We start from the raw sequence: 19,933 nt of genomic DNA on the forward strand, positions 1-19,933 counted from the left end.
TCGCTCCTCGACGGAAAAAGAGTGGTGGGCGAGACCTGGTGGCAGTTTGAGACCCATGCGGTGCATGGTCTTTGCCAGATGCCTGAGCAGCCTGAGGCAGCAGCCCAGGCCAAAACGACACCAGCGTTGCTGTTGGTGCATGGCTTTGGCGCTTCTACCGACCACTGGCGCCACAACATTCCAGTACTGGCCAGCCACTACGAAGTGCATGCTCTGGATCTTCTTGGCTTTGGACGCAGCGCCAAACCTGCGGGACTCACCTACGGCGGTGCTCTCTGGCGTGACCAATTGGTGGCCTATGTCCAGGAACGGATCGGTCGCCCCACCGTGATCGCTGGAAATTCGCTCGGGGGGTTTGCGGCCTTAGCGGCTGGTGCCGCGTTAAAGGACCAGTCAGCGGGTGTGGTGCTCCTGAATGCGGCAGGTCCCTTCAGTGATGAGCAGCGCTCGACGCCGAGTGGCTGGGGCAGCATCGCCCGTCGCACGATTGGTTCAGCTCTGCTCAAAAGCCCTGTGCTGCAAAGGGTGTTGTTTGAGAATTTGCGCCGGCGGTCCACGATTCGACGCACTTTGAATCAGGTGTATGTCGACCGCACCAACGTGGACGACGCCCTTGTGGAATCGATTCGGCTTCCGTCGCTTGATCCTGGGGCCTTTGGGGTGTTTCGCACCGTGTTCGATATCCCCAGCGGTCAACCCCTCGATGAGTTGTTTGCCCAGCTGCAATCCCCACTGTTCTTGCTCTGGGGGATCCGTGATCCCTGGATCAACGCCGCTGGACGTCGTGCCAGCTTCCAACGCCACGCTCCGGAAAATACCCATGAAGTGGTGTTAGAAGCCGGTCATTGCCCCCATGACGAGGTTCCCGATCAGGTCAACAAGGCCCTGCTTGATTGGCTTGGCTCTCTGCAAAGCCAACCAACCAAAATACTCCAACTTGATTGACATCCTTGGCTGCGCGGATCAAGCGCCTGTGATCACACTGTGGGAGCTCCGGGTTTTATGGCCATGACCCTCCGTCAACTGTCGACGCCGTATGCCCATTGGGAATACGTGCATCCCCAAACTGGTGATCGCCTGCGTGTGGTGCCTGAACGCGGGGGGATCGTCACGGAATGGCTCTGCAATGGGCGGGACATTCTCTATTTCGATCAAACGCGATATGCCGATCCAACGCAAAGCATCCGTGGTGGGATTCCGGTGTTGTTCCCCATCTGCGGCAACCTTCCTGGTGACCGGCTCCCCTTGAAAAGTGGTGAGGCCACCCTGAAGCAGCATGGTTTTGCGCGCGGCTTGCCCTGGCAGCTGGAGCTACTCGACGACCAAAGCGGCGTGCGTTTGTGTTTGACGGATACGGACGAAACGCTTGCTCACTATCCGTTTCGCTTTCGCCTGGAGATGGCGGTGCGTCCTGTGAGTGGTGCGCTGGAGATCACCACCACGATTGCGAATGCCAATGAGGGCGGCGAGTCGATGCCGTTCAGTTTTGGTCTCCATCCCTATTTCAACGTGACGGACCTCAGTCGCACCAGCCTTGAAGGCTTGGCACCCCAATGCCTGAACCACCTCGTGATGGCAGAGGCTGAAACCGGCGATCAATTGAGCCGCTTGCCTGAGGGAGTGGACTTTCTCACCCGCCCGGCTGGACCGGTCAGCCTGGTGGATGAGGCTGCGGGCACGCGCTTGCAGCTGCAGCATCAATCGCCCATGGATCTCACGGTGGTGTGGACCGAGCCTCCTCGCCCGATGGTCTGCCTCGAGCCCTGGACAGGGCCGCGCCAGTCCCTGATTACAGGCGACGGCAAGCTCGAGCTCGCTGCTGGAGAAAGCCTTCAGCTCAGCTGCCGCTATGCAGTGACTTGAGCGGTGCTGCCACTCCGGGCAGCCGTCCTCTTGAGAGCTGTTGTTTCGGGTCAAATTGACGCTTCACGGCTTCAATGAGAGGGCGGGATGGGGCATCCAGCCAGGCCGGTAGGGCTCCTGGCTGGGTTCCAGGTTGGATCAGCACGCTGAGCTGCCCTCCTAACGCGATCACCCGTCGCCTCAGTGCTTCGACTTGATACTCCGGTGCTGGAGAACCGCTTGGCTGCCAGGCCTCACCGCTGCCGGCACCAGCGGCGAGCTGCCAATGCCAGCCTTTGAGAGCACTGCATTCGCGTGAGCTGAACAAGTGCTGGAGCTCGGCGGGGGGCAGACAAAGGCGCAACAGCCAGGGTGGATCTGCGCTTAGGCCAGATTCTTCGGGGATCGGGTGGTCCCACGGCTGTCGCTCTGCGCTTACCCCCGCCTGGGCAGCGAGCGTCTCGAGCCGGTTGAGCTGGTCGACGACCGCAGCATCACTGATGCTGGCTACGCCAAGAAGGATCCTTGGCCCCTGGTCTGGGCGGAGCTCCCAATCAATCCACTCGGGTGTGAAGCTGCTGCCCACCACCTCGGCTCTGAATGCTTCGAGCTGGCTGAGCTCACCCTCTAGAACAAGCTGCCCGCGCGGTTCACGCAGCGGTTGCACGCGCAACGTGACCCCGGAGATCAAGGCGACACTGCCCCAGCTGCCGCAGAGCAGGCGCATCAGGTCATAGCCGGCCACGTTTTTCACCACCCTGCCGCCGGCCCGGGCGCTCACCCCATCGCTGCGGATCAAGCTGATGCCGATGATCTGGTCGCGCACGCCTAGGTGGCGTTGGCGCAGGCCTCCGGACAACCCCCGAGCCACCAGCCCGCCGATCGTGCCCGCCGATAGAGGCGAGGCCATGCTGCTGCCCCAGGGCCAGTTCAGCGGAAGCCACTGCTGATGGTCTGCCAGGGCTGTTTGCAGGTCCGCCATGGGCATGCCCGCATCCACGGTGATCGTGAGGTCATCCACGGCATGGTCAACAATCCGCGACAGCTGGCGCATGCTCAGCCGCGGCCCCGCATCAGCGGCAAGAGGAGGGCCCCAGTGCAGACGACTGCCTAAGCCAGAGGGAACCCAGGGCGTCCCATCGGCATGCATGGCGGCGATGAGTTGGCCAAGCTCCTCAAGAGAATTGGGTGCTAGGACCGCAGTGGAGGACAACCCTTGTTCAGGCACGTGAGCGAACAGGCCAGTTCAGTAAACCCATCGATCGTGCCATGAAGATTGTCGTAATCGACGACGATCCCACCGGTTCTCAGACGGTGCATAGCTGCCCGCTGTTGTTGCGTTGGGATGAAGGGGCATTGCGTCGAGGGTTGAGGCACCCCTCGCCGTTGCTGTTTGTGTTGGCAAACACGCGGGCGCTCACGCCTGAGGCCGCGGCCAGCCGCAACCGCGAGATTGTGGACGCTCTGGCGCTGGCCATGGCCGCGGAAGGCATTCAGGAGCATGAACTGCTGCTCGTGAGCCGCGGTGATTCCACCTTGCGCGGCCACGGCGTGCTCGAACCAGAGGTGCTGGCGCAGGCCTGGGAGGCGCACTTCGGAGCGGTGGATGCCACCTTGCATGTGCCTGCCTTTTTTGAGGGAGGGCGCACCACCGTGAATGGGGTGCATCGTTTGCACGGAGAGCCGGTGCACACCACAGCGTTTGCCCAGGATCGCCTGTTTGGTTATGGCACCAGTGATCTGGCGGAGTGGCTCGAGGAGAAGAGCGCTGGCCGGATCGCTGCCAACGCCGTGGTTCGCATCCCGCTGACGCTGCTGGAAGCAGAACGATCTGCGGATCTCTTGGCTTGTCTTGAGAGCCTTGAAGACAACAGTCCCGTTGTCGTGGATGCGACCCGTCCCGAGCAGCTGCAGGCGCTCGGAGTCGCCATCCGCAGGTTGCAGGGGCGCAAGCGCTTCTTGTTTCGTTCTGCCGCAAGCCTTCTCAATGGACTCGTGAATTCCGGTCCGACGCCCTTAGGACCCCAGCCCCTTGATGCCCATGGCCTGGCGGGCTTGCGTCGCCGTGATCTCCACGGCCAGCCGCTCCCTGGTTTGGTGGTGGTGGGCTCCCACGTTCCTTTGGCGGATCAACAGTTGAAATCTCTGTTGGCCAACGTGCGTTGCCGCGGCATTGAGCTGCCGGTGGCTCGCATCGCCCGGGTGTTGGAGGGGGGATCTGCTGATCTGCTCTTGCCGGATCTGGAGGCGGAATGGCGGAGTCAACTGGAGCGAGCCCTGGATGAGGGGCACACGCCGGTGCTGTTTTCCAGTCGTGGTGAGTTGCTGTTTGGATCAGGGGCGGCAGCGGCTGCGGGGCGGCTGCGCTTTGGGATGGAGCTGGCATCCCTGATGGCCCGTTTGCTGGCCGGCGTGGGACCGCGGCTTGGCTACCTGATCAGCAAGGGAGGCATCACCACCGGCACCCTGCTGGTGGAGGGGCTTGGCCTCGAGGCTGTTCAGCTGGAGGGTCAGCTTTTGCCAGGCCTTTCACTGGTGCGATCCATGTCTCCCTTGGATCAGGGGCTTCGGGAGCAGGAACCCAGCGACCCATTGCCGGTGCTCACCTTTCCGGGAAATCTTGGTGAGCCAGACACCCTCACCGAGGCATGGCGTTGGCTCGAATGCTTGAGGGGTGAAGGGCTTTAGGCCTTGCTTGGCGTTGGGCTGAACGGTCCCACCCCAGCGGAGCGGGCGAGCAGTTCCATGGGGTGCTCCACCTTGGGGCCGTCTTGGCTGAGGTAACGCCTCAGTTGCAGGCTGCAGCCGATGTTGGCGCTAGCCACAATCTCGGCTCCCGTGCTGCTGAGGTCGTCGGCCTTGAGTTGGCCGAGTTCTGCGGCCTCGTCTGGTTGCACCAGGTTGTAGATACCGGCACTGCCGCAACACACCCCGGCTTCCGTGGCTTCTTTGAGCTGGAGTTCGGGAATGGCACGCAGCAAGTCCCTGGGCTGGGCGGCAATCCCCTGGCCATGGATCATGTGGCAGGCGTCGTGATAAGCCACCTTGCAGGGCAGCGGTGTGAGCGCCTGTCGAAACGACTCCGAAAGCCCCCGATTGGCTAAGAATTCATGCACGTCCAACACCGGTGCATTGAAGGTGGCTGCACCATCGAGCAGCTCCCCGTAGGCCTTCATGGTGTGCCCGCAGCCGGAGGCGGCCACTAGCACGGCATCCAGGGCGTCCTCTTGAAAGCTCTGCACCAAAGCACTTGCCAGCTCCTGGGTTTGTTGGAGTTGGCCTTGGTGGTGGCTCACCGCACCGCAGCAGCCTTGATTGGTTGGAATCACCACCTCGAAGCCATTGGCTTGCAGGACGGCCACGGTGGCCGCGTTCACCCCAGGATCAAAGCAGCGTTGAACGCAACCAAGCACCAAGCCCACCCGGCCGCGTTGTTCGCCATGTGCCGGATTCACCCTGGGGAAGCGATCGGCAAACCCCTCGGGAGATAAAGGAGGCAGGAGTGCTTCCATCGCTTCCAGTTGCGGGCCAAGCAGCTGGATTAGCCCTGTTCTGCGCGTGAACCGCTGGAGTCCTGTGCCTGCATAGGCGCGTAAGGGTTGCAGGAGCGCGCGTAGGCGTTTGGGGTAGGGCAGCACCAGGAGCAACAACTGGCGAAAACTGGTTTGCCAGCTGCTGCGTAATTCAGGTTGGTTGAGCTTTGGGCGGGTCGCTTCAATCAGTTGGTCGTAGCGCACGCCGGATGGACAGGCGGTGACGCAGGCGAAGCAGCCCAAGCAGCTATCGAAATGGCTGGCCACCGTGGCATCCATCTCCAGCTCTCCAGCCTCGATCGCTTTGAGGGTGTGGATGCGCCCGCGCGGGGAATCCATCTCTGTGCCCAGCACCCGATAACTGGCGCAGGTGGGCAAACAAAATCCGCAGTGAACGCAGGGGTCGCTTGGGTCGACAAAAGCCATAGGCCGATTCTGGCTTGAATCGGCCTGTTGGTGCTCAAAAGCGCTCCGTTTAAAAACGCTTGATGATGGCGTCTGCGAAGCCACTACAGCTCACGGGATCCACTTTGGGTTCCATCAATCGTGCGAGGTCATAGGTGACCTGCTTGTCCTTGATGGCGGCGCTGAGGCCCTTCGTGATCAGGTCGGCTGCATCCTGCCAGCCCAGGAATTCCAGCATCATCACGCCACTCAGGATCACCGAGCCCGGGTTGATGCGATCCAATCCGGCGTGCTTGGGGGCGGTGCCATGGGTGGCCTCAAAGATTGCGGCCGTTTCACCGATGTTGGCTCCTGGAGCCATGCCAAGGCCTCCCACCATGGCGGCGGCGGCATCGGAGATGTAGTCGCCATTGAGGTTGAGGGTGGCCAGGATCGAATATTCCTGAGGCCGGGTCTGGATCTGCTGGAAGATGCTGTCGGCGATGCGGTCATCCACGAGCACCATGCTTTTCCATTTGCCGTAGCCGTGGCTTTCACCAATCGCTGCGAGCACCTCCCGCACTTCTGAATCAATCGCCTCTTTTTTCTCGGGCGTGAGGCTGTCGTAGCCGGGCTCAATCATCCGCGCGTTGTCCTGGGCGCTCAGGGAGTGATCCCGGTCGAGATTGTCGAGGATCCAACTTTCTCGTTCTGTGATGCAAACGTCGCGGAATTCGGTGGTGGCTAGCTCGTAGCCCCAGTCACGGAAGGCCCCTTCCGTGAATTTCATGATGTTGCCTTTGTGCACCAGCGTGACGTGACGCTTGTTCCCTTCCAAGCGCAGGGCGTGTTGGATGGCTTTACGGATGTGGCGTTGGCTGCCGTGCTTGCTCACCGGCTTAATCCCGATGCCGGATCCTTCAGGGATTTGCCGTTTGCCGAGCTTGCCGTTGGCGGGGATCACTACCTCATTGAGATGCTTGCGCAGCTCTTGGCCGATCGGATCATCGGCTTCCCACTCCACCCCCATGTAGATGTCTTCGGTGTTTTCCCGGTACACAATCACGTCTAGATCCTGCGGGCGTTTGTGCGGGCTGGGCGTGCCTTCGTAGTAGCGGCACGGACGAACGCAGGAATACAGATCAAAGAGCTGGCGCAGGGCCACATTCAGCGAGCGGATACCTCCACCCACTGGAGTGGTGAGGGGCCCCTTGATCGCCACACCGAAGCTGCGGATCGCTTCGAGGGTGTCTTCAGGAAGGTATTGATAGGTGCCGTAAAGGTCGCAGGCCTCATCACCGGCGTATACCTTGAACCACTCGATCTTTTTGTCTCCCTTGTAGGCCTGCGCGACAGCTGCGTCGAGCACCTTTTGAGTGGCGGGCCAGATATCCACGCCTGTTCCGTCACCGCGAATGAACGGGATAATCGGATCGTTGGCCACTACGGGTTGGCCGTTCTCGAAGCGGATTGGGGTGCCCTGGCTGGGGGCTGTGAGCTTCTCGAACTGGGCCATGGTTGGTTCGATGTCGCAGAGATGACGTGTTTTAGAGCCTATGTCTTGGGGGCTCGGTTGAGGCGTAACCTGAGCCAGATTTCTCAAGCTCAATGCCCTCTGAAATCTGGGTTTTTGCAGCCCGTTTCAACGAAGAGGTGGTAAGAGAGGCGTTCATCGAACGCGTTTTGCTGGTACCAGGCGTAGACCGCTTGGTGCTCACTGACGATGGCTCCTGAGATGCAACCGTGGCTCGGATTCGCGATTGGATGGCACAACGGCAGAGTCGAGGCGATAAGGTTCTCGCCACGTTGTTAGAGCTCACGCGCAATTTCGGCAAAGAAGCCACCATGCTGGCTTGCTTGGATGATGCCCTTGGCCAATGTGCCGCCGCTGTGTTGATTGACTCCGATTTGCAGCATCCCCCTGAGCTGATCGAATCGATGGTGCAGGCATGGCGGGACGGGGCAGAGGTGGTCACGGCTGTGCGCGATGACAGTGATGAGGAATCACGGCTCAAGGTGGCAAGTGCCCACTGGTTTTACCGCGTGTTCAACAAGGTGGTGGATTCGATTCAGATCAAAGAGGGAGCAGGTGACTACAGACTCTTGGATGCAGAGGCGCTCGAAGCGTTGACGAGCTTGCGTGAATCGACCCGCTTCTCGAAAGGATTGCTGCCGTGGACTGGTTGCCGCAGTGTGGAGCTGCCCTATCAGCGAGTGAGTCGTAGTGGCGGGCAGACCTCATGGAGTCTGTTCAAGCTCGTGAGTTATCCCTTTGATGGAATCTTTTCCTTCTCCGTGCTGCCCCTCAAGATGTGGACAGGACTTGGAGTGCTTATTTCCTTCTTGAGCTTGGTGTATGCGTTCCTGGTCGCATTGCGCACAGTTCTGGTCGGAGTGGACGTCCCTGGCTATGCCTCGAGGATGACGGCGGTGCTGTTCCTGGGAGGCATTCAGTTGATCGGAATCGGCGTACTCGGGGACTACATGGGTCGGATTTATGTGGAGGCAAAGCGGCGTCCCCGCTACTTCATCCGAGCGATTCACAACTCCTGAAGCGCTTGCCATTCGCGTTGTCGCCACGGGGAGGCTGCAAAGGGTTGCGACACAGAAAAGCCTGCATCCATGAGATTGCGCGAGAGCGGTGCGCCTGGATGGGCCAAGAGAATTGGTTGAGTGCGATTTGCTCGAGCTGGGAGGGCTGAAAGGGTTTGGTGGGCGGCTCGCAGCGGTGGCCCCGCCATCTGTCCGGTGAACAGGACACCGGCGAACCCCCCATTGCTGGCAATGCCCAGGCGTTGTTGCTTTCGCTGTGCTCGGCGGCTGAGAACCTCGAGCACGATCCATTTGAGCAGCCCCGCTTGGCGGATCGCATCCCACCACCAACGCAGCGCGAGGCCGGTGGGAAATGACTCTGATGTGTTGCGCATCCAGGTGATCTTTTGATCGCGGGAAACCCGCACCAGGCAGTCATGCACGACCGGTACAAGGTGCACGTGCTGATGTCCGTCAAGGTGCAGCGGAGCGTCATCGCTGCAGAGGAGCCGGTAGCGGGCAATCTGTGCCAGAACCTCTTCGTGGAGTTGACGGCTGATGCGCTGTCGCCGCGGATGCATGGGGGGTAACAGCGAGAGCGACAGCCAGGCCCCAAAAGAAAGCTTGAGATAGCCGTCTTGGTTGATGAGATCGGGGATAGCGGAAGCGAGGGCGGCACAAGGCCCCTCGGTTAAGCAAAGGTGGAGGCAAAGCTGAAGGTCTGGCCGCTCGGCTTGGAGTGCTTTCAAGGCCGCTACCCCCTGCGAGACCGCAGGGCCCTGCACCAGCACGCTGGCTCCATCCAACTTGCCGGCACTGGCGAGTTGAAGGATGGCGTTGTTGGTGGCTTCGCTAAGACCCAGATCATCCGCATGAATCCGTGGTTGCTGCTTTCGTCTTCGCTGCTTTGCGGAGAAGCGGGCGGCCTTCGACCAGATCAAGGCATTGAGAACCGTGGGGGTGAACACCAGAATCCCCACTCGGACCATATTTGGGACGGCGGCGGGGAGGACGAGAGGCAGCACCCCGCAAACCGACAAATTGACGACGTATTGAATGACAAGCCAGCGCCGCGCAAAACGTTGCCCACCGGTTTCTGGCCGGAAGGTGAAGCGCGCGTGACCGAGATAACCGGCGATGGAGGCCGCCAGAAAGGCCAATGGATTCGCTGCCCAAAGCGGCATCAGCAAACCCAAGCCGAGCAAGACGCCTGCGTGAACGATCGCTGCCACAATGCCGACGAGCCCGTAAAGACTGATCCGAGTGATGGGATTGGCCAGGGATCTGTTGCTGGTATGGATGAACCGTAACGGCAGCTGGCGCAAGACCTGGTAACCCTTCACTCTGGGTTTAGCGGCGATGAACCCTGTGAATGCGGCGGCGGCGGTCCATAGCGTGGCCTTGGCCCAGACTTTGGCCTCCAGCGTCACGCTGGTGCGACGGCAGTTCCCTGCGGCTAAGCCGAATTTGAGCCCTTGGCGTGATGACCCTTGCACCCGTCATTGGGATGAGGCCGCAACCTTGGATTTGGCCTTTGATTTCCCAGGCTGGAGCCCACGGCTGCAGTGCCGGAGTTTGTTGCTGCAGTTACGGCTCAAGTCGGAGGAGGGAGGGATGGACGCGTCTTGCCCATCCCTCCTTGGCGTGGTCATGCGTGGCATGACCTTTGAGGGCGAACGCTGGCGCTTGGCCACGGTGGGCGATTGGTTGCCTGCTGGCCCCCACCTACCTCAAAGGGATCAGGTGGAGCAGCTGCAATTGATTTGTCGAGAGTTGTTTGAAGTGTTCGAACAGGGTGTGCCCGATCGCACAAGTTCTTAACCCTTCGCAACCGATCAGAGCCATCATCGCAAACTGAATTTAAGGTCGTTAAATCGCTTCGTCTTTCACTCTTATGTCCGTCGCTCTGGCTACCCAGCTCCGGGAAGGAACGAAAAAGTCACACACCATGGCCGAGAACACCGGCTTCGTGAGCTGCTTCCTGAAGGGTGTGGTGGACAAGCTGAGCTACCGCAAGTTGGTGGCAGACCTTTTCTTTGTGTATGAAGCCATGGAAGAGGAGATGCATCGACTCAAGGATCACCCCGTGTTGGCCCCGATCGCCTTTGAACAGCTCGATCGCGTCACAGCCCTAGAGGAAGACCTCGCCTTCTACTTCGGCCCTGAGTGGCGTCAACAGATCGAAGCCTCTCCTGCCGCAACGGAGTATGTGGCTCGGATTCGTGAGGTGGCTCAGACGGCTCCTGAATTGCTCGTGGGTCATCACTACACCCGCTACCTGGGCGATCTCTCTGGTGGGCAGATCTTGAAGAACATTGCTCAGAAGGCGATGAACAACCCCACTGATGATGGATTGCACTTTTATGTGTTCCCTGAAATCGCAGACGAGAAAGCCTTCAAGACCACCTATCGCTCGGCGATGGATACTTTGCCGATTGACCAGCCCATGGCAGATCGCATCGTTGAAGAGGCCAATCAGGCGTTCCACCTGAACATGAAAATGTTCCAGGAGTTGGAGGGGAATCTCGTCGCTGCCATTGGCAAGGTCCTGTTTGGTTTCCTCACGCGTCGTCAGCGCACTGGAAGCACTGAGGCCGTTGTGGCTTAGATGTTTGGCGAGGAAGACATTCAAGACTCCTCAAGATTGTTGACTCCAATTCGGGTTCTGGTGCCTGGCACCGGGCCCCGTTTTCGCTGTGGTGGATTGAGCGTTGCCTTGCAAACGGCTCGACTCCTATCGGAGTTGCGTTCCACGCAGGTAGTGACGTACCGCGAGCGTGAACTTGGTTATCCATTTTTAGAAGATGTATTGAGGCGCGAAACTGCACCAGGGGAAGCGCTTTGGCTGGTGAGCTGGGGGTTTGATGTTCCCCAGTTGATTCACAAATTGAAGGGAAGACCTGTTGCTTATCAAGCTCACAGCAGTGGATATGGTTTCGACCTCCCGCCAGGTGTTCCAGTAATCGCAGTCAGCCGCAATACTCTTGGTTATTGGGGAGATCGTGTCCCGCGGAATCCGCTGTTTTTGATCCCCAACGGATTGGAACAGAAATGGCTAGAAAATGGTGCACGTCCCAGATCAAATCAAACTGCTGACTTGGCATCAAAACGCTCTATCGATGTTTTGGTACAGCAGCGAAAAAGCAGCCCCTATGTGCTTCATCAATTAGTGCCTGCGCTGAGGAAGAATGGATTGCGTGTGGAAGTGCAAAGCGGTTGGGTGGACGATCTTGTGAGCTTGTTCAACAGCGCCACCGTCTATGTCTATGACTCTGCTGAGTACTGGCGTGGCAGCGGGGTTAGTGAGGGTTTTGGGCTTCCACCCTTAGAGGCTCTGGCATGTGGTTGCGTTGTGTTTAGCAGCCTGAATCATGCTCTCGTTGATACGTTGACTCCAGGTGTAACGGCCCATCAGATTGGCTGCGGCAGCCTTCGCTATGACGTGCAACGGATTGAAAAGGCCGTGGCGAATCCGCAGAGATGGCAAGCCCCAATTCGAGAGCTGGAGGTTCTGATGGACTTGAGCTCGGAAGCTGTTATGCAGAAGCGATGGAAAAACGTGCTCAATCAGTTGCAATCATGTGCTGATGCAGGGGGAATGAGCCCATCAGATCAACTTCTAATGTCAAAATCCACGTGGCGCTTGAAGTGGGAAAAGAGGATAAGACTTGTGTTGGCTAGGGCTAGTAGATTGCTTGCTAGCCATTAAGGATTTGGATAAATACTGATGTTGGATTTTGGCTTGAATGATAAATGAGGGATCGATTAGTTAGCTTGGTCTAGATGTGAGTTGATAATTGATTTCCGAAAGATTTGCAATAGATGGGCAAATGTCAAGCTCTAACTAAGCTTGTCCTGCTTCTGTCTTAGGTTAAAAGTACTAAAATATGCAGTTAAAGGCAAAGGATGCCGCGAGTTTGGATAGGTTTTTCCTCGGCTTTGGCGGGCTTTTTATTGGGGAATGATATCTGATTATTGGCTGAATGCTGCTCATGTTATGTGTAAATATCTTTTATTTTAGCCGGGAAAGCTGGTTTTATTGATGGGGAGGAGTATTTTTTAGCAGTAGGGATTGATCGGATTTGGTTTAATCTACGATTTTTCTGGTTGAGGTTGTTATCGGACCTTCTCAATCTTGAGATGGTTGATAAAGAATTTTTGATTTTGGTGGTCAATCGGTTGTCCGGCTGACACATCCTCCGGATGTGGCGGAGGGCAAATGGATTTATATTCTTTAATACTGGTGCTCAGGGGGCTCTTGTTGAAACGACCCTTTCTTGAGCGGACCTCTTTACGGCGCAGTCAAACGCTTCGCCTATTGAGGGCTCTTATTGCTTACCTGCCTTCGCAGCAGCATAGAGTTTTGGGTCTGTTGCTATTGATCTCAATAGTTGTTGGTATTGGAGATTTGGTTTTTGTAGGTTTAGTGGCAAAGCTTGTTGGCTCTTTTAGTGGTTCAGACTTGGCTGATAATGTTCCATTTGTTAGGGTTTTTGGAGGTGATGCCTTAAATCGTGGGCTTTGGATTGTTGCAATTTTATTGGCATTGATATGGATTTCTACCGCACTAAAATTTGCCTCTAAATTAATAGAGGTTCGAGTGAGTGCTGATATATGGGCTGTTTTTGGCAATCGTGTTTACAGTAATCTAATTCTTCAAGGTTACGATTATTATAAGGACACTAGTTCGATTACGCTGTTAACGAGATTGAATCGCGTGCTCAGCAAGGTATCGGATAATATAGTTATTCCAATGCTATCCATTGTTAGCAATATCCTGTCTTCGGGTATTCTTGCTTTAGGAGTTGTTGTAGCATTTGGTTGGATCGCAATTGCTGTATTTGGCCTTTTGACTATATCGTATGTTTTAGCTTCATACTTTATTTCCCCCCGTCTCCGGTTTTTGACAAGTCAGCAATACATTTACAAAAGTAAAGTTAATCAAATATTGATTGAATCAACGCGCTCAATTCGCGATATTCATTTGCACGGTGCTGAAAATTATTTTATAAATCGTTTTGGTGCGATTGGGTCCCAGGGAAAACGCTACGATAGATTATTAAAGTTACTGCCTGACATTCCACGATTTGTCATCGAACCTGCTGGTGTAACCGTTCTATTTGGTTTGGGTTTATTGCCGCCTTTGCTTAGCGGAGGTGGAACCGAGTCTGTTCGCGATGCTTTGCCGGCTTTGATTGGTGTTGTATTTGCGTCCTTGAGACTTGCTGCTCCAATGCAATCTGTATCGAAATCAGTTAATAAATTACGAGGATCTCTTCCAGACCTTGAAGATGCATTGAGTTTGTTGGAATTAGCGCCTGTCCGTTATGCCTTTCAGTCAGAACTACCAGTAACTCCTGCGGGAATCATGCCTCGCCATACAATTAAGCTTAGCAATGTATCTTACAGTTATAATGACACTTCCGGCATGGCATTAAGTGATGTTGACGTCACTGTTCCAGTGGGTGCCCGGGTTGCATTGGTAGGTAGTACGGGAGGGGGGAAAACAACAGCGGCTCATATCATGCTTGGATTGTTAACTCCAGTAGAAGGTGAATTACTTCTCGATGGAGTTTCTTTGCAAAGAAACGAACTGCAAGCATGGCAGAAGTGTTGTGCTTTTGTCCCTCAAAATATCAAGCTACTTGATGCAAGTGTGCGTGGAAATGTTGCATTTGGTGTTGACGATGACGATATTAATGAGGATCGGCTTTGGGAATGTTTAGAGATGGCTCAGCTTGCTGAGTTTGTTTCGGAGCTACCGTATGGCGCTTTCACCAAAATTGGAGAAGATGGAATGCTCCTTTCTGGTGGTCAGCGTCAGCGCTTGTCATTGGCGAGAGCTTTTTATAAGCAAGCTCAGGTGCTTGTACTAGACGAAGCGACTAGTGCCTTAGACAATAAAACGGAGAGTGAGGTAATGGAAGCCCTCGAGCTTATTGGCCGACGTTGTACAACAATTGTTATTGCACATCGTCTTTCCACTATTCGTTATTGTGATCGTATTTATGAGTTTAATCATGGAAAGGTAGTTGCTTATGGTAATTATGAACAGCTGCAAAATCGTTCTTCTAGTTTTCGGGAATTGGTCGAGCTGCAGGGACTTTAAATTTAGTTATGGCTGATGTTGTTGTACTGGCTACTGCAGATTGGGAGCACCCTATTTGGACGAATAAGCAGCATGTTGCCATTTCAATTGCGGATACTGGATTTCGTGTTCTTTATTTAGATTCATTGGGATTAAGGCCTGCTAGGGCCACGGGACGTGATTTAAAACGCATTATTAAACGTTTGTGGCGTGGTTTGTGCCCTCCTCGGCGCGTCAGGCAAAACCTTTGGGTTTGGTCGCCATTGGTTATTCCTGGTGGATCCGGAAGCTTTGTGATTTTGATTAACAAATTAAGTTTAGCTTTTGGTCTTTGGCTGGCTTTGCGCTTTCTCAGATTTCGTAAGCCTTGGCTGTGGACTTACAACCCCTTAACGGCATCCTTCCTTAATCTTCGATCATTCTCTCTCAAGATCTATCATGCTGTGGATGCTGTTCAGGAACAGCCATGTATGCCTCGCGAATTGATTGAATCGCAGGAGCGCCGCCTTTGCGGAGAAGTTGACCAGGTTTTTGTAACCTCTCCCGCATTGAAGAGAAAGTTGGCCCCCTATTCGCGGCATATTCGCTTTGACCCTAATGTTGCTGACCAGGCTCACTTTTCGAAAGCAATGTCTTTGTCGTTGAGCTCTATTCCAGCAGATATTGCATCAATTCCAGAGCCACGGATTGGTTTTATTGGTGCTGTAAGCAACTATAAGCTGGACTTTGCTTTGATTGCTGCTGTCGCTCGTGCTCATCGTTCATGGCAGTTTGTGTTTATCGGTCCGACAGGTGAGGGCGAACCATATACGGATACAACACTTTTGGATATCGAGCCAAATGTTCATTTACTTGGGCAGCGTCCATACGGTGATCTTCCTAATTATTGTGCAGGATTTTCTTGTGGCTGGTTGCCGCTAAAGCTCAATCCTTATACCCAAGCTATGTTTCCAATGAAATTTTTTGAGTATTTATCTGCAGGCCTTCCAATCGTTGCTACTGATATCGATGCGCTTGGGCAATTCGGTCACGTTGCATTTTTATGTAAGCCCAATGAAAAAGATTTTTCTAAGGCCTTGTCGCTCTCCTTGCTGAATAAAGGGCCTGATTTGGCTTTACGTCTGGCTTTGGCTGCTGAATATACTTATCCTGCTCGGACCCGAAGGATGCTCACGGTATTAAGGGATTTGAGGGGATTTGAGGCGATATGAGAGTGGTTGCTGCCTGTACATTGATCATAAATAGTGTCAGTGGGTGTTAATTTTCCAACTGATACTATCTAGGAAATTAGCTTCCTCTGATTTTTAATCAATTTGAATAAGAATTCGAGCGTTACCATGATCAATATGTATCATTTTTTTGTGCGTTGAGAAGAGCGACTCCCTTCAAGAGGTGAGTCACGGTAGGGAAATTGTTGCATTTATTTCTGCGTTGATTTGTTAGACAAGGGTATCTCAAACTATTTTTTTACCAAGCCAAATTTTGATTTTTGCTTTTGTCAAGGAGTCTCAAGGAAATGAGATGATTGCTTGATGCTTTTGTTTAGCCTAGGGGTAGAGCAACTGTTTGGTCTGCATAATTTTCCTTTGCCGCTGGATTGTCTAGACAGCTTTTAAAGGAAAATTGTATTTTAGTTTACTTCGCCCATTAGAGTTCTACTAATGGAACCGATTCGAATCGCTTTTAGCATCGACTCGCTCAAGCTGGGAGGGGCCGAAAGAGTCCTTTTGCGTTGGGCAGCTTGGTGCAGGGAAGCTGGGTGGGACGTGGTAGTGATTACACGTCAGACGGCTGATCTTGATGTCTATCCATTACCTCAAGGAGTGCGCCGTTGTTTTGAGCCTCTTTTGCCTGCTGCATTGGATCGGCTTGGGTGGGTTGCTTTTCCCCTGAGGGTTTATCAGCTACGCCAGCTTCTACGGCAACAGAGATGTCATCTAGCGGTTGGTGTGACCACGCTTCCGTCGGTGAAGCTGCTTTTGGCCTGTTTCGGCTTGCAGATTCGTTGCATCGTGTCTGAACGGAATTATCCCCCCGCTAAACCACTGCTTTTGCCGTGGCGCTGGTTGCGGCGTCTGACCTACCCCTGGGCAGACCTTCATTTAGTGCAAACAAAGATCACCGGCTTGTGGTTGCGTGATCACTGTGGTGTGCGTCGTCAGCTGCTTCTGCCGAACCCCGTAGCTTGGCCTTTCCCTGATCGTGAGCCTCGTGTCGACCCTGATCACTGGATTGATGCCGATGCTCCCTTACTTATGGGAGTTGGCACCAAAGCGATGCAGAAAGGTTTTGACAAGCTGATGCCGGTCTTCAAGACGTTGGCTGGAGAACACCCCACCCTTCACTTGGCTCTGCCTGGTGTATCCCAAGGGATCTATCACGGTCGCGATCAGCAAGGCTGGTTGCGGGGGCTGTTGGGAGATGATCCGAACCTTCAGCAACGCTTCTTGCTCCCGGGAACAGTTGGAAACATGTCACGCTGGTATTCACGGACCACTGTGTTTGTTCTGCCATCTCGCTTTGAAGGTTTCCCAAACGTGCTGCTTGAGGCGATGGCTGCAGGGTGTGCTTGTGTCGCTAGCGACTGCTTGACGGGTCCTGCTGAATTAATCCAGCACGAGGTTAATGGCCTGTTGTTGCCCGAAGATGCAAGCAGCGACGATTGGGCCATGGCTATCCGAGAACTACTGAATGATCCTCGGCGGTGCATGGCACTGGGTCGTGAAGCAATAGCGGTGCGTGAAAGGTTTTCCTCTGAACGTCTCCGGCATGATTTTCTAGAGGCTCTACGACCGCTGAGCCATGGATGATCTCTGGGTCATACTTCCTCATCTCGGCGCCGGAGGTGCACAGAAGGTTGGTCTGCTAGCTGCTGAGCATTTTGTTTCTCAAGGGTTTCGCGTTCGTGTGTTGTCACTTCGACATAGCCATCCCATCAAGCAGCAAATTCCCTCAGGTGTGGAGGTGTTTGATCTTGAACCCGATATTCATCCTTGGTTTCGCGATGTCTCGAATCGATCGTTCAAAGCGCGCAGTCGAAGATTTGTTTTGGCGCAAGTTCTCAAGCTTCTACGGATCCTTTTCCTTTTAGCGATTGCAGCATCGTGGCCGTTGATTGAGCGTCAAATGCATCCTGATAGTGATAATTGGGCAAGCCAATTGCTGCGTCTAGGGATGCCATGGCTGGCGGGATATCGCTCCAAGCGTTTGCGCCAGGAGATTGTGGAGAAGCGACCAAAACGGGTCTTAGCTCTGCTCACTAAAACTAATATTCTTTGTTGCGCGGCCGTTTGGGATCAGCCCGTGCATTTGGTGGTTTCCGAGCGCAATGATCCTCGTAGGCAGACCCTTGAGCGTCTTTGGAGTCGCTTCCGCAAGGTGTATTACCGGCGAGCTGATGTGGTGACGGCCAATACCAAGGGAGTGATTGAAGCTCTTCGCTCGATGGGCGACTGGCAACGCCTGGAATTGCTCCCCAATCCTCTGCCCGCATCGTTATCTCGAGCTAGTGATGGGCCAACACCAGAACGAACACTCCAGATTTTGGCAGTTGCTCGTTTGGTTCCTCAGAAAGGATTGGATGTGCTTTTGCAGGCGTTTGCCGCATTGCCCTTGCACTGCCGCAACGGATGGAGCATCACATTGGTGGGCGATGGCCCAGAACGAACAGCCTTGGAGAATCAGGCTCTTTCTCTGGGTATTTCTGAGGTGGTCAGCTTTGCTGGCTTCCGCACCGATCCACTTACGTTTATGCAGCAAGCTGCGATTTTCGCCCTTCCATCACGGTTTGAAGGTATGCCTAATGCGCTGCTTGAGGCGATGGCGGCTGGTCTGCCTTCAGTGGTGAGTGACGCGTCGCCAGGCCCCCTGGAAATGGTGACCGATGGAGAGCACGGCTTTGTGGTCCCACGGGATGACTGGCGCGCTTTTTCTAAGGCGCTCGAGCAGCTGATGTTGGATTTGCCTCTGCGCGAGCGTCAAGGTGCTGCCTCAAAGGAGAAGTTGTGTTCGCTTGATTGGAGTGTGGTGGAGCCTCTCTGGCGCTCGGTTTTAGCACTACCGAACCACTGATGACAGCTCCCACGGCATCGCAGCACAAGCTGCTCGTTTTGGCGCCGACCCGTCGCGCCGCTAGTGAAACATTTGTTCGTGCCAATCTTCAGGGTTTGCCGTTTGATCTGACGGCTTTTTTTGGTGATGAGCGCCCCCTTAAAAGTCCTTGGCGATTGGCTTATGGATTGGCGATTTTGATCAGTAAGGTGTTGACACGCCTGAGATGGTTCCGTCTTGCCAGCTTGCCTGCAGCCATCGTTACCTTGGGTTTGATTCGTCAGCATCGCCCCAAAGCGGTGATGGTGGAGTTTGGGTTCGAAGCTGTAAGAGTGATGGAGGCGTGTTCCTGGACAGGTGTGCCTTTGGTGGTGCATTTCCGAGGATCGGATGCTTCCGCTCACGCTCGTTTGGGCCTGCTGCGTGACAGGTATCGCCGTTTGCTTTGTATTGCTGCTGGTGTGGTGGTGAAGTCGAAGCCAATGGCGCAAACGCTAGAGACCCTTGGGGCTCGACAAGATCGCCTGCTCATTAGTCCGTCTGGAGCAAATACTGCCTTGTTCAAGGGCAGTGCTCCGGAGCACACTCCGCCGGTCTTCCTTTCCGTGGGTCGTTTCGTTGAAAAGAAGGGCCCGCTCCATACGATCCGGGCTTTTTCACTCATCCACTCTGCCGGAGTGTCTGTGGAGGAGCAGCCGCAGCTTTGGATGGTGGGGGAAGGCCCTTTACTGGGAGAAGCCAAGTCTTTGGTTCAGTCTCTCGCGTTGCAAGAGTATGTTCACTTTTTGGGTCTGCGAACGCAGGAAGAGATTGCAATGCTGATGCGCGATGTCCGTGGATTTGTGCAGCATTCTTTGGTGGCATCTGATGGCGATAGCGAAGGGAGTCCTGTGGCCGTGATGGAGGCCCAGCTGAGTGGTTTGCCTGTGGTTGCGACTCGTCATGCAGGGATTCCAGAGGTGGTGTTAGAGGGCGAGAGCGGCTTCCTTGTGGATGAGGGAGATGTGGCTGCTATGGCTAGGGCGATTACTCGGTTGATTGAGGATCCGGAGCTGGCGGCACGGCTAGGAGGTTGTGGTCGCAGAAGAGTTCAGGAGTGCTTCACCATTGACCATCATTTACATCAAGTATCAGATCTATTGAGGCAGGTGATTGAGACTTCTCGCTAAACAAAACCAAGAGAAGAGTATTTAATGCTTTAGGTTGACTCATTCATAAGCAAATGTTTTATTTAACAGGGTAAAGCCTTAAGTGTCAGTGGAGATTCGAAGTTCATATTCTTTTATAGATGTGCATCTGCCCGGAGGAATTTAATTGGATTCATTGACTCAGCCCAATAAATTCCAAGTGCCATCAAGTGATTCATGGATTCGGCGAAGAAGACTATACCTTTAAAAGTGATGTCAAAAGCAGCGCCTTGACATAAGATTTTGTAGGGAATTTGTCGATTGCATATATGTAGTTTGAAATTTAAAAATAGGCACTATAAAGGCTTCTTGAATGT

Annotated in this window: 15 protein-coding genes and 1 pseudogene; 12 read left to right on the forward strand and 4 right to left on the reverse strand. The window is 54.7% G+C overall.

What is annotated here, in order from left to right:
- The first annotated feature begins 78 nt into the window (after positions 1-78).
- Positions 79-945 carry an alpha/beta fold hydrolase gene (locus DXY38_RS03050; RefSeq protein ID WP_244278995.1) on the forward strand — a complete coding sequence of 289 codons (867 nt, stop codon included), beginning with the start codon at positions 79-81 and terminating at the stop codon, positions 943-945.
- A 57-nt stretch (positions 946-1,002) separates the two neighbouring features.
- Complete coding sequence (locus DXY38_RS03055) at positions 1,003-1,863, forward strand: galactose mutarotase (protein WP_115070420.1); 861 nt, start codon at positions 1,003-1,005, stop codon at positions 1,861-1,863.
- On the opposite strand, the gene DXY38_RS03060 is transcribed toward DXY38_RS03055, so the two are convergent.
- Positions 1,838-3,055, reverse strand: a complete 1,218-nt coding sequence (locus tag DXY38_RS03060; protein WP_170952835.1) for an FAD-binding oxidoreductase — start codon at positions 3,053-3,055, stop codon at positions 1,838-1,840. The genes DXY38_RS03055 and DXY38_RS03060 overlap by 26 nt on opposite strands.
- 56 nt (positions 3,056-3,111) lie before the next feature.
- Here DXY38_RS03060 and DXY38_RS03065 point away from each other — a divergent pair, with 56 nt between their 5' ends.
- Positions 3,112-4,530, forward strand: coding sequence for a four-carbon acid sugar kinase family protein (locus tag DXY38_RS03065; protein WP_115070422.1), 1,419 nt, complete (start codon positions 3,112-3,114; stop codon positions 4,528-4,530).
- Here the strand turns inward: DXY38_RS03065 and DXY38_RS03070 are convergent.
- A complete protein-coding gene (locus DXY38_RS03070) occupies positions 4,527-5,801 on the reverse strand; it encodes a (Fe-S)-binding protein (RefSeq protein WP_115070423.1) in 1,275 nt (424 codons plus the stop codon). The genes DXY38_RS03065 and DXY38_RS03070 overlap by 4 nt on opposite strands.
- A 49-nt stretch (positions 5,802-5,850) precedes the next feature.
- Positions 5,851-7,275, reverse strand: a complete 1,425-nt coding sequence (locus DXY38_RS03075; protein WP_115070533.1) for an NADP-dependent isocitrate dehydrogenase — start codon at positions 7,273-7,275, stop codon at positions 5,851-5,853.
- A gap of 92 nt (positions 7,276-7,367) precedes the next feature.
- On the opposite strand from DXY38_RS03075, the pseudogene DXY38_RS03080 reads away from it, so the two are divergent.
- Positions 7,368-8,312 (forward strand): annotated as a pseudogene (locus DXY38_RS03080) (glycosyltransferase family 2 protein).
- On the opposite strand, the gene DXY38_RS03085 reads toward DXY38_RS03080, so the two are convergent.
- Positions 8,300-9,616 carry a ChbG/HpnK family deacetylase gene (locus DXY38_RS03085; RefSeq protein ID WP_244278986.1) on the reverse strand — a complete coding sequence of 439 codons (1,317 nt, stop codon included), beginning with the start codon at positions 9,614-9,616 and terminating at the stop codon, positions 8,300-8,302. The pseudogene DXY38_RS03080 and the gene DXY38_RS03085 overlap by 13 nt on opposite strands.
- Positions 9,617-9,650: 34 nt before the next feature.
- Between DXY38_RS03085 and DXY38_RS03090 the strand changes: the two genes are divergently transcribed.
- The 8 genes from DXY38_RS03090 to DXY38_RS03125 all read left to right on the forward strand — a co-directional run bounded on the left by DXY38_RS03090 (position 9,651) and on the right by DXY38_RS03125 (position 19,598).
- Positions 9,651-10,112: a hypothetical protein gene (locus tag DXY38_RS03090; RefSeq protein WP_115070424.1), complete on the forward strand. Its 462-nt coding sequence runs from the start codon at positions 9,651-9,653 to the stop codon at positions 10,110-10,112.
- Positions 10,113-10,185: 73 nt separating this feature from the next.
- Positions 10,186-10,899 (forward strand): heme oxygenase (biliverdin-producing), encoded by a 714-nt coding sequence (locus DXY38_RS03095; protein WP_115070425.1) that lies wholly within the window; start codon positions 10,186-10,188, stop codon positions 10,897-10,899.
- Positions 10,900-12,000 (forward strand): glycosyltransferase, encoded by a 1,101-nt coding sequence (locus tag DXY38_RS03100; protein ID WP_115070426.1) that lies wholly within the window; start codon positions 10,900-10,902, stop codon positions 11,998-12,000. It begins immediately after the preceding gene.
- A gap of 510 nt (positions 12,001-12,510) precedes the next feature.
- Positions 12,511-14,400 (forward strand): ABC transporter ATP-binding protein, encoded by a 1,890-nt coding sequence (locus DXY38_RS03105; RefSeq protein WP_115070427.1) that lies wholly within the window; start codon positions 12,511-12,513, stop codon positions 14,398-14,400.
- A gap of 8 nt (positions 14,401-14,408) precedes the next feature.
- On the forward strand, positions 14,409-15,590 hold the full coding sequence (locus DXY38_RS03110; RefSeq protein WP_115070428.1) for a glycosyltransferase: 1,182 nt from the start codon (positions 14,409-14,411) through the stop codon (positions 15,588-15,590).
- A gap of 450 nt (positions 15,591-16,040) precedes the next feature.
- Complete coding sequence (locus DXY38_RS03115; protein WP_115070429.1) at positions 16,041-17,189, forward strand: glycosyltransferase; 1,149 nt, start codon at positions 16,041-16,043, stop codon at positions 17,187-17,189.
- On the forward strand, positions 17,182-18,450 hold the full coding sequence (locus tag DXY38_RS03120; protein WP_115070430.1) for a glycosyltransferase: 1,269 nt from the start codon (positions 17,182-17,184) through the stop codon (positions 18,448-18,450). The genes DXY38_RS03115 and DXY38_RS03120 overlap by 8 nt, the downstream gene beginning before the upstream one ends.
- Positions 18,450-19,598, forward strand: a complete 1,149-nt coding sequence (locus DXY38_RS03125; RefSeq protein WP_115070431.1) for a glycosyltransferase — start codon at positions 18,450-18,452, stop codon at positions 19,596-19,598. The genes DXY38_RS03120 and DXY38_RS03125 overlap by 1 nt, the downstream gene beginning before the upstream one ends.
- Positions 19,599-19,933 lie beyond the last annotated feature (335 nt).

Origin of the sequence: Synechococcus sp. UW179B, from assembly GCF_900474245.1 — a bacterium.
GTDB lineage: Bacteria > Cyanobacteriota > Cyanobacteriia > PCC-6307 > Cyanobiaceae > Synechococcus_C.

Coding starts and splice junctions, on each gene's coding strand:
- DXY38_RS03090 (WP_115070424.1), top strand. CDS start 9,651: ATGAACCCTGTGAATGCGGCGGCGGCGGTCCATAGCGTGGCCTTGGCC.
- DXY38_RS03065 (WP_115070422.1), top strand. CDS start 3,112: ATGAAGATTGTCGTAATCGACGACGATCCCACCGGTTCTCAGACGGTG.
- DXY38_RS03125 (WP_115070431.1), top strand. CDS start 18,450: ATGACAGCTCCCACGGCATCGCAGCACAAGCTGCTCGTTTTGGCGCCG.
- DXY38_RS03070 (WP_115070423.1), bottom strand. CDS start 5,801: ATGGCTTTTGTCGACCCAAGCGACCCCTGCGTTCACTGCGGATTTTGT.
- DXY38_RS03115 (WP_115070429.1), top strand. CDS start 16,041: ATGGAACCGATTCGAATCGCTTTTAGCATCGACTCGCTCAAGCTGGGA.
- DXY38_RS03110 (WP_115070428.1), top strand. CDS start 14,409: ATGGCTGATGTTGTTGTACTGGCTACTGCAGATTGGGAGCACCCTATT.
- DXY38_RS03075 (WP_115070533.1), bottom strand. CDS start 7,275: ATGGCCCAGTTCGAGAAGCTCACAGCCCCCAGCCAGGGCACCCCAATC.
- DXY38_RS03095 (WP_115070425.1), top strand. CDS start 10,186: ATGTCCGTCGCTCTGGCTACCCAGCTCCGGGAAGGAACGAAAAAGTCA.
- DXY38_RS03055 (WP_115070420.1), top strand. CDS start 1,003: ATGGCCATGACCCTCCGTCAACTGTCGACGCCGTATGCCCATTGGGAA.
- DXY38_RS03105 (WP_115070427.1), top strand. CDS start 12,511: ATGGATTTATATTCTTTAATACTGGTGCTCAGGGGGCTCTTGTTGAAA.
- DXY38_RS03050 (WP_244278995.1), top strand. CDS start 79: ATGCCTGAGCAGCCTGAGGCAGCAGCCCAGGCCAAAACGACACCAGCG.
- DXY38_RS03120 (WP_115070430.1), top strand. CDS start 17,182: ATGGATGATCTCTGGGTCATACTTCCTCATCTCGGCGCCGGAGGTGCA.
- DXY38_RS03100 (WP_115070426.1), top strand. CDS start 10,900: ATGTTTGGCGAGGAAGACATTCAAGACTCCTCAAGATTGTTGACTCCA.